Annotated in this window: 3 protein-coding genes and 1 pseudogene; 1 reads left to right on the top strand and 3 read right to left on the bottom strand. The window is 64.0% G+C overall.

What is annotated here, in order from left to right; translation table 11 throughout:
• Positions 1 to 109: 109 nt before the first annotated feature.
• The 3 genes and pseudogenes from QMX78_RS17375 to QMX78_RS17365 form a co-directional block, all read right to left on the bottom strand.
• The gene (locus QMX78_RS17375) at positions 110 to 3,274 is read right to left on the bottom strand and encodes an efflux RND transporter permease subunit (protein WP_282271863.1); all 3,165 of its coding nucleotides are present in this window, start codon (positions 3,272 to 3,274) and stop codon (positions 110 to 112) included.
• 45 nt (positions 3,275 to 3,319) lie between these two features.
• Positions 3,320 to 4,468, bottom strand: a pseudogene (locus tag QMX78_RS17370) (efflux RND transporter periplasmic adaptor subunit); the annotation flags it as partial.
• Positions 4,468 to 4,929: a TetR/AcrR family transcriptional regulator C-terminal domain-containing protein gene (locus QMX78_RS17365; protein WP_282271864.1), complete on the bottom strand. Its 462-nt coding sequence runs from the start codon at positions 4,927 to 4,929 to the stop codon at positions 4,468 to 4,470. The pseudogene QMX78_RS17370 and the gene QMX78_RS17365, both read right to left, overlap by 1 nt.
• A gap of 447 nt (positions 4,930 to 5,376) precedes the next feature.
• On the opposite strand from QMX78_RS17365, the gene QMX78_RS17360 reads away from it, so the two are divergent.
• Positions 5,377 to 10,359, top strand: a complete 4,983-nt coding sequence (locus tag QMX78_RS17360) for an NAD-glutamate dehydrogenase domain-containing protein (protein WP_282271861.1) — start codon at positions 5,377 to 5,379, stop codon at positions 10,357 to 10,359.
• Positions 10,360 to 10,526: the final 167 nt, after the last annotated feature.

The raw sequence follows: 10,526 nt of genomic DNA, 5'->3' as shown, positions 1-10,526 counted from the left end.
GCCGAGCCATGCTCGGCATTGAGTTTGCCGGTAATGCCTCTGCCGAGCATGGCTCGGCACTACACAAGGGCCAAGAAAAAGCCCCGGCATTGCCGGGGCTTTTGGGGTATCAGCGGTCCTTCTGGATCGCGTGCACCTTGTGCTGCGCGATGTACTCCTTGGACTGCTCGTCCAGCTTGTCGCCGAGCATGCGCCGCACGCTCACGAAGAACAGCGGGATCAGCAACACGCCGATCACGGTGGCGAACAACATGCCACCGATGACGCCAGTACCCAGCGAGTGACGGGCATTGGCGCCGGCACCGGTGGAGATGGCCATCGGCAGCACACCGAGGATGAAGGCGAACGAGGTCATCAGGATCGGGCGGAAACGCAGATGCGCCGCTTCGATGGTGGCTTCGCGCAAGGTCTTGCCGGCAGCACGCTGCTCCACCGCGAACTCGACGATAAGAATCGCGTTCTTCGCCGCCAGGCCAATCACCGTCACCATGCCGATCTTGAAGTACAGATCGTTCGGCAGGCCGCGCATCAGCGAGAACACCACCGCACCGAGGATGCCGATCGGCACCACCAGCAGCACCGAGACCGGGATCGACCAGCTTTCATACAACGCCGCCAGGCACAGGAACACCACCACGATCGACAACACCATCAACAGCGTTGCGGCGTTGCCGGCGAGGATTTCCTGGTAGGACATGCCTGACCAGTCGAAGCCGAAGCCAACCGGCAGGTCGTCATGCACCAACCGCTCCATCGTGCTCATGGCCTGACCGGAGCTGCCGCCCGGCGCCGGCGCACCGACGATGTTGACTGCCGAATAGCCGTTGTAGCGGTTCAGGGCCGGCGGGGCGTAGATCCACTCCGACTTCACCACCGCGCTGAGCGGGATCATCGCCGGCTGGCCGGTTGCGTCCTTGCTCAGCGAACTCGGCACGAAGTAGCTGTTCAACGACTCTGGACCAGTGCGGTAGGCCGCATCGGCCTGCATGTTGACGCGCTTGATGCGGCCGCCGTAGAAGAAGTCGTTGACGTAGACCGGCGCCAGCATCATCTGGATGGCGGTATACACATCATTGACCGACACGCCCATGGCCTGGGCCTGCACGCGGTCAACCTTCAACTGCAGCTGCGGCGCGTTCTCCAGCGTGTTGGGGCGTACGCCGACCAGCGACTTGTCCTGGCTGGCGGCTCCCAACAAGGTGTTGCGCGCATCCATCAAGGCGTCCTGGCCTGCGCCGGTACGGTCCTGCAGCCACATGTCGAAGCCGCCGAACTGACCCAGGCCCTGCACGGTTGGCAGGTTGACGAAGAAGATCTGCGCATCCTTGATGCCGTAGGCCTTCTGGTTCATTTTCTGGATGAACTCGGGCGCGGTTTCCTTGCGCTCGCTCCAGTCCTTGAGGCGGACGAAGGCCATACCCACGTTCTCGCCGGCACCGATGAAGCTGAAGCCGGTGATCTGCATCAGGCCTTCAAAGGCTTCCTCGTCCTGCAAGGTGCCCAGCAGCTGATCGAACACGGCGCTGGTACGGGTTTTGGTAGCACCCGGCGGCAGCTGCACGATGGCTAGGGCATAACCCTGGTCTTCTTCGGGCAGGAAGCTGCCCGGCAGGCGGGTGAACAGGAAGCCGCACAGTACCAGCAGCAGGGCAAACACCATCAACCAACGCGGAGCGTGCTTGATGACGCCGCCGACGGTGCCGACGTAGCTCTTCTCCAGCTTGCCGTAGTACTTGTTGAAGGTGCGGTAGACCCAGTTCGGGTTGTCGTTGTGGGTGGGCTTGAGGAAGGCCGCACACAGCGCCGGAGTGAAGGTCAGCGCCAGCAGGGCGGAGAATGCCATCGCCATGGCGATGGTCAGTGCGAACTGCTTGTAGATCTCACCCGAGGCGCCCGGCTGCAGCGCGGACGGAATGAACACCGCCGCCAGCACCACGGTGATGGCTACCACCGCGCCGGTGATCTGGCCCATGGCTTTCTGCGTCGCCGGCTTCGGATCGAGTTTTTCCTCGGTCATGATGCGTTCGACGTTTTCGATGACGACGATGGCGTCATCGACCACGATGCCGATCGCGAGCACCATCGCGAACAGGGTCAGCTGGTTGATGGTGAAGCCGATCGCCAGCATGCCCATGAAGGTGCCGAGCAGGGCAACCGGAATGACCAGGGTGGGGATGATGGTGGCGCGGAAGTTCTGCAGGAACACCAGCATCACCAGGAACACCAGGATGATGGCTTCGACCAGGGTATGGACCACTTCCTCGATCGAGATGGTGACGAAGGTGGTGCTGTCGTACGGGGTGAACCAGCTCACGCCGGGCGGGAAGCTCGGGGCCAACTCATCCATCTTCGAGCGCACGGCCTCGGACACGTCCAGCGCATTGGCACCGGGCAGCAGCTGGATGGCGAACACCGCCACCGGCTTGCCGTTGTACTTGGTGTCGAAACCGTAGTTGGATGCGCCAAAGGAAACTGTGGCGACATCCTTCAGCTTGACGACGCTGCCGTCATTGTTGGCCCGCAGGATGGTGTTCTCGAACTCTTCCGGCGAGCTGTAGCGGCCTTCGGCGGCCACGGTTGCGGTGAAGGCCTGGCCGTTGGGGGCCGGATCGCCGCCCACCGAGCCGGCAGCGAACTGCAGGTTCTGGGTGCCGATGGCGTTGTACACGTCGGTTGCCGACAGATGGTAACCCTGCAGCTTTTCCGGGTTCAGCCATACGCGCATGGCGTATTCGGAACCGAACTGCTGGGTGCTGCCGACGCCGGGCACACGCGAAACCTGTTCCAGCACGCGCGCGCCAACGATGTCGTTCAAGGCATCGCGGTCGACGGTGCCATCATCCGAGCGCACGCCGATGGCCATCAGGAAGCCGGCGTTGGCCTTGGCCACCACCACGCCCTGTTTGGTCACTTCCGAGGGCAGGCGCGGCGTCGCCAGTGACACCTTGTTCTGTACCTGCACCTGGGCGATGTCGGCATCGGTGCCGCTGTCGAAGGTCAGGGTGATGGTGACGCCGCCGGTGGAGGAGGACGACGAGCTGAAGTACATCAGGTTGTCTATGCCGGTCAGCTGCTGCTCGATCACCTGGGTGACCGACTTTTCCGCGGTGGACGCGCTGGCGCCCGGATAGTTGGCGGTGACCGTCACCTGCGGTGGCGCCACGCTCGGGTAGGACTCGATACCCAGGTTGAGGATCGAGATCACGCCGCCAAGCGAGATCAGGATCGCCACCACCCAGGCGAAGACGGGATGCTCGATGAAAAATTTAGGCATGACGGAGTCCCGTTATTCCTTCTTCGCCGGGGCTGCCGCAGGCGCGCCAGCGGCGGGCTTGGCGGCATCGGGCTGCCAGGGCTTGGCCGTGGCCGGTGCGCCTTCCTTGACCTTCTGTATGCCCGAAACAATGACCTGGTCACCAGCGGCCAGGCCGGAGGAGACCAGCCAGTTGCCGCCCTGCTGGTTGTCCAGGGTGACGTTCTTGCGCGCGACCTTGCCGTCCTTGCCGACGATCAGCACGTAGCCACCCTGGGTATCGCGCTGTACCGCCTGCTGCGGCACCAGGAAGGCGTTGTGGCGCTCGCCCAGGTTGGCCTTGAAGCTGACGAACGAGCCCGGCAGCAGGATGTGGTCCGGGTTGGGCAGCTGCGCACGCAGCGACACCGTGCCGGTGGCCGGATCAACCGTGGTCGAGGAGAAGTCCAGGGAGCCTTCGTGCGCGTAGGCGCTGCCGTCGGGCAGGTTGACCTGCACGGTGGTCTTGCCGTCGCCAGCCAGTGCCACTGCGCCCTTGTCCTGCGCCGCGCGCAGCAGGCTCAGCTCGTCGGCGGTCATCGAGAAGTTCACGTACAGCGGGTCGATCTGATCGACGGTGGTCAGCAGGGTCACATCGCCCTGGCCGACCAGCGCACCTTCGGTGACCTGCTGCTTGCCGGCCTGGCCAGCGATCGGTGCGCTGACGCGGGCATAGCCGAGGTTGATGCGGGCGGTTGTGACCGCGGCTTCGGCCTGCTGCACGGCAGCGGCGGAGGAGCGCTCAGCGGCCTCGGCACTGTCCAGGTCGGACTTGGACACATAACTCTGCGGCGCCAGCGAACGGGCGCGGGTGGCGGTGGCGCGCGCGTTGGCATACGTGGCGCGGGCCGAGGCCAGTGCACCTTCGGCGGAGGCCAGTGCGGCCTGCAGTGGTGCCGGGTCGATCAGGAACAGCACCTGGCCTTCCTTGACCGCGCTGCCTTCTTCATAGACACGCTTCTGCAGCACGCCGGCCACGCGGGCGCGGACGTCGGCAGAACGGAACGGCGACAGTCGCCCCACCAGTTCGCGCTGCAGCGGCAGTGTCTGCGGTTTGGCGTCGACCACGCCAACGTCCTGCGGGGGCGGTGCGGCTTGCTCCTGCGGTTTCTTACAGGCGGCAAGGCTCAGTGTCGCTGCACAGGTGAGAGCGAGGAGACGGAGTGGGGCGGTCATCAGGAGAAACTCCGGGTGTTGTTTTTATTTGGAGCTGCGGCGGCGTGGTGCGTGCAGGCAAAGGCACGCAGGAAGCCGTCGGTGGCAAATTCGGCCCAGCGGCGACGCTCTTGTGGATCATCGCGGTAGGGGGTGTGAAAGCGCTGTCGTTCAAAATCCTGGCCTGCGATCATGCTGATCAACAGCTCGGCCATGAACTGCGGGTCGTCATGCTTGAGGCGACCGCGCTGCATCTCGGTTTGCATCCATTCAGCGACATGGTTGCGGAGGGCTTCGTTGCTTCCCTGGTACATGAACTGCGCTTCGTCGCGGAACTCATGCACGCTGGCACCGATCAGCTGCGCGGTGCGACGGACATTGGGCTTGTTGCGATGCTCGAGGTAGCCGATGGCAAAGTCCAGCACGGTCTCGTGCAGCGGCTTTTCTTCACATACGGATAACGCCGCGGTGGCGGTGGACACATGCAGCTGCATGGCCTGCCGCAGCAGCTCGCGTTTGCTGCCGTAGCGGCTATAGAGCGTCTGCTTGGAACAACCCGCCGCCGCCGCTATCGAATCCATACTCAGGTGTATGCCTTGTTGGGACAATAGCTCACGCACTGCTTCGAGCACGCGCTGGTCACGCGCGTCGGTTGGCGCGGAGGTGGCAGAGGGGGTTTGCATAAGCGGTGGACTATACCGTCCAGTTCAGAAACACCGCAACGTAATTCGTCTTTCACTGTGTCTGGTGAGCGAATGAGATTCAGGTGGCGGACATCGTTTGCTGATCGTCTATCAGTAAAACCATGGCCATTGCTACCGCTCGCCAGAAAATTGCGATGCAGATAATGCGGCCCTGCAGCAAGGTTCTTTTTGTTACCAGCGATACAATCGCGGTTTCTCCAAACGAGCAACACCCAAAGCTCTGCCATGAAATCGCAAAACAGTGCTGCCAAGTCCGCAAAGACGAAATCCAAACCAGCTGTGAAGCAGAACATCGCGGAAGCTGGCCTCTCGCTAGAGCCGGTATTTGCAGCCTTGCGGAAGCGTTATCCCGCTGCGGCCGCACAGGCGCAGGCAGTGGCTTTTGCTACGGCGTTCTACAAGCGCATGGAAGCCGATGAGTTCACGCTGCACTCGGCCGATGATTGGGCGGTGCTGGCTGCGGGCATGCTGGAGTTCGCCCGCACCCGCAAGCCGGGCAAGGCCAACGTGCGCGTGTTCAACCCGACGCTGAAGGCTGACGGTTGGGAATCGGCACATACCGTGCTGCAGATCGTCAACGACGACATGCCGTTCCTGGTGGACACAGTGACGCTGGCGCTGGCCGAGCAGGGCATTGGCGTGCACGTGCTGGGCCATCCGGTGATCAGCATCGGGCGCGACAAGGCCGGCAAGCTGACCGGCGTGGGCGAGGGCAAGCTGGAATCGGTGATGCTGCTGGAGATCGATCGCCAGCCGACCGATGCGCTGGATGCCGTTGCCAAGCGCGTCAGTGGCGCGCTGGAAGACGTGCGCGCCATCGTCAATGACTGGCAGCCGATGACCGACAAGGCGATGGCGCTGGCCGATGACCTGGGCAAGCGTCCGTTGCCGGTGAGCAAGGCCTCGCGCGCCGAGGCACAGGAATTCCTGCGCTGGGCCGCCGACAACCATTTCACCTTCTTCGGCTACCGCGAATACAAGGTGGAGAAGAAGGGCAAGGAAGAAGTGCTGGTCGCCCAGAACGGCACCGGCCTGGGCCTGATGCGTGGCAAGGACACGATGGTCGCGCGCCCGGTCAAGGGCCTGGCGGCGGAAGGCCTGAATGCCACCAGCAGCCTGCACGACGCACTGATCCTGACCAAGACCAATGCCCGCTCGCATATCCATCGCGGCGGCTACATGGACTACATCGGCGTGCTGGAATTCGACGCCAAGGGCAAGATCATCGGCGAGCAGCGCTTCCTTGGCCTGTTCACCTCCAGCGCCTACAACCGCCGCCCGTGGGAGATCCCGCTGGTGCGCCAGCGCTACGAGAACGTGATGGCGCGTTCGGGCCTGAGCCTGTCCAGCCACAGCGGCAAGGCACTGCGCCACATCCTGGAGTCACTGCCGCGCGAAGAACTGTTCCAGTCCAGCGAGGACGAGCTGTTCCGCACCGCCATGGGCGTGCTCGGCCTGCAGGAGCGCGTGCGTAGCCGCCTGTTCCTGCGCCGCGACAAGTTCAGCCGCTTCATCTCGGCACTGGTGTTCCTGCCGCGCGAACGCTTCAACACCGACGTGCGCCTGCGCGTTGAAAGCATGTTGAAGGATGCGCTGCACGGCGAATACGTCGATTCCAGCGTGGTATTGGGTGATTCGCCGCTGGCCCAGGTGCACCTGATCGTGCGTCCCAAGGCTGGTGAGAGCCTGGAGCTGGACGTGGAGGGCATGGAGAAGCGCCTGGCCCACGTGCTGCGCAACTGGCAGGACGACCTGCGCGAAGCGCTGGTCAACAGCCATGGCGAAGGCGAAGGCCTGCGCATTGCCTCGCGTATCGGCAAGGCCTTGCCGGCCGGTTACATCGAAGACTCCAGCGCCGAAATCGCTGCGGCCGACGTTGCCCAGCTGGATGCACTGACCGGCCCGGACGATCTGCGCCTGAGCCTGCAGGCGATCCGTCGTGACGAGGTCGATGGCCTGCGCCTGAAGCTGTACCGCCAGCTGGAAGACATTCCGCTGTCCGACGTGCTGCCGATGATGGAAAACATGGGCCTGCGCGTGATCGCCGAGCGCCCGTACAAGCTGATGGTCGACGAAGCGCCGGTCTACGTGCAGGACTTCGAAGTCGAATCCACCATTGGTGCGATCGACCCGGCCAGCGCCAATGCCGCTTTCAGCGACGCCTTCGCCCGCGTCTGGCACGGCGATGCCGAGAACGACGGCTTCAACCGTCTGGTGCTGGGCGCCGGTCTGGATTGGCGTCAGGTGTCGATGCTGCGTGGCTACTGCAAGTACCTGCTGCAGATCGGCGTGCCGTTCTCGCAGACCTATGTGGAAGGCACCTTCAACCGCTACCCGCTGCTGGCGCGCCTGATCGTGGAACTGTTCGAAGCCCGCTTCGAGCCGACCCCGTCGGCCGACAAGGCGGTGCTGGATGCACAGCTGGCCCAGTTCAAGCAGCTGGCCGGTGACGACGCTGCCACCGTCAAGCTGCTCGACGGCGTGGTCAAGGCGCGCAAGAGCGACCGTGCCGCGCGCATGGCGCTGGTCCACGAAGTGCTGATCAAGCTGCTCGACGGCGTCTCCAGCCTGGACGAAGACCGCATCCTGCGCAGCTTCATCGGCGTGATCGAAGCCACCCTGCGTACCAGCTATTACATGGTCCGCAAGGACGGCGTGCGCGCCGATGGCGGCCCGGCTGACTACATCAGCTTCAAGTTCGACGCCGCCAAGGTGCCGGACCTGCCCAAGCCGCGCCCGTACCGCGAGATCTTCGTGTGCGGCCCGCGTGTGGAAGGTACCCATCTGCGCTTCGGCCCGGTTGCCCGTGGCGGCCTGCGCTGGTCGGACCGTCGCGAAGACTTCCGCACCGAGGTGCTGGGTCTGGTCAAGGCACAGATGGTCAAGAACACCGTGATCGTGCCGGTCGGCTCCAAGGGCGGCTTCTTCGCCAAGCAGCTGCCGGATCCGTCGGTGGACCGCGATGCGTGGTTCGCCGAGGGCGTGGCCTGCTACAAGCGCTTCATCAACGGCCTGCTCGACATCACCGACAACATCGTCAACAACAAGATCGTGCCGCCGCAGGGCGTGGTGCGTCATGACATGGACGATCCGTACTTGGTCGTCGCTGCCGACAAGGGCACCGCCACGTTCTCCGACACCGCCAACGGCATTGCCCGTGCGCACGGTTTCTGGCTGGACGACGCGTTCGCCTCCGGTGGCTCGGTCGGTTACGACCACAAGGGCATGGGCATCACCGCGCGTGGTGCGTGGGAGTCGGTCAAGCGCCACTTCCGTGCGTTGGGCCGTGACTGCCAGAAGCAGGACTTCACCGTGGTCGGCGTCGGCGACATGTCCGGCGACGTGTTCGGCAACGGCATGCTGCTGTCCGAGCACATCCGCCTGGTCTGCGCCTTCGATCACCGCCACATCTTCCTCGACCCGAACCCGGTGGCTGCCAGCTCGTTCAAGGAACGCGCGCGCATGTTCAAGGTGCCGCGTTCGAGCTGGGCTGATTACGACAGCAAGCTGATCAGCAAGGGCGGCGGTATCTACCCGCGTTCGCTCAAGTCGATCGAGATCACCCCGGAAGTGCGTGAAGCACTGGGCATCGACGCCAGCGTCAAGGCGATGAACCCGACCGACCTGATCAATGCCGCGCTGAAGGCACCGGTTGACCTGCTGTGGAACGGCGGCATCGGTACCTACGTCAAGTCGGCCAGCGAGACCAATGCCGATGTCGGCGACCGTGCCAACAACGGCCTGCGCGTCAACGGTGGCGAGCTGCGCTGCAAGATCGTGGGCGAGGGCGGCAACCTGGGCATGACCCAGCTCGGCCGCATCGAGGCCGCGCAGGTCGGCGTGCTGCTCAACACCGACTTCATCGACAACTCGGCCGGTGTGGATACCTCCGACCACGAAGTCAACATCAAGATCCTGCTCAATGATGTGGTGCGTGCCAAGAAGCTCACCGTGGACCAGCGCAACAAGCTGCTGGCCTCGATGACCGACGAGGTTGGCGAGCTGGTGCTGATGGACAACTACCGCCAGAACCAGGCACTGAGCCTGATGGAGCGGATGAGCAGCAAGCGTCTGGGCTCCAAGCAGCACTTCATCCGCACGCTTGAAAAGCAGGGCCTGCTGGATCGCCAGATCGAGTTCCTGCCGTCCGACGCCGAGCTGTCGGCACGCAAGTTGCGCGGCCAGGGCCTGACCCGTCCGGAGCTGTCGGTACTGCTGTCGTATTCCAAGATCGTCGCCTTCCAGCAGCTGCTGGAGTCGGACATCCCGGAAGATCCGTACCTGTCCAAGGAGCTGCTGCGTTACTTCCCGCAGCCGCTGCAGAAGAAGTACGCCGATGCGATGGAGCGTCACCGCCTGAAGCGCGAAATCATCGCCACGGCCGTGACCAACCAGACCATCAATCGCATGGGTGCCACCTTCCTGATGCGCATGCAGGAAGACACCGGCCGCACCGTGGCCGAGGTCGCCAAGGCCTACACCATCAGCCGTGAAACGCTGGACGCACGTGCACTGTGGACGCAGATCGACGCGCTCGACGGCACCTTGCCGGAAGCGGTGCAGGTGGACGCACTGGAAGTGATCTGGAAGCTGCAGCGCTCGTTCGTGCGCTGGTTGCTGACCCGTCCGGGCGCGATGCCGGGCATCACCGCTGCGGTGGATCGCTACCAGGGCCCGTTCAACGACATCCGCGTCGCCTCGGGCGTGCTGCCGGATTCGCAGCGTCCGGCCTATGAGGCCAGCGTTGTGGCGTGGAAGGAGAAGGGCTTGCCGGCGGCACTGGCACAGCAGCTGTCCGAACTGCAGTTCCTGGAACCGGCATTCGACATCATTGAGCTGGCGCGTCCGCGCAAGCTCAAGCCGGTGGACGTGTCCAAGGTCCATTTCCGCCTGGGCGAAGCCCTGCAGATGCCGTGGCTGTTCGAGCAGATCGACGCGCTGGAGGTCAACGGCCGTTGGCATGCAGTTGCCCGTGGCGTGCTGCGCGACGAGCTGGCCGCACATCAGCGTGCATTGGCTGGCCAGGTGCTGTCGATGAAGGGTGCGACCGCGGAGGCCAAGGTGGCTGCGTGGTTGGGCCGTGATGACAGTGGCCTGCGCTTCACCCTGGCAATGCTGGCCGAGCTGGCCGAGCAGAAGACGCTGGACTACCCGACGGTGTCGGTGGCGGTGCAGCGTTTGGGCCAGTTGGCTGCGCACGGCGCTTAAGTCGGCAGGTTGTTGGTTTTTGGAGAACGGGCCCTTTGGGCCCGTTTTCTTTTGGAAAAATCAAGAGCTTGCCCTCACCCCAACCCCTCTCCCGCGCGCGGGAGAGGGGCTAGCGATCTGCGAGCGCGAGCACCGCCTGCAATTGCAGCTTCAGCCCCTCTCCCGCT

It is taken from the genome of Stenotrophomonas sp. PS02298 (assembly GCF_029959445.1).
Lineage (GTDB): Bacteria > Pseudomonadota > Gammaproteobacteria > Xanthomonadales > Xanthomonadaceae > Stenotrophomonas.
Note: the sequence above shows the minus strand (reverse complement) of the source record. Positions and strands in the feature narration are given on the sequence as shown.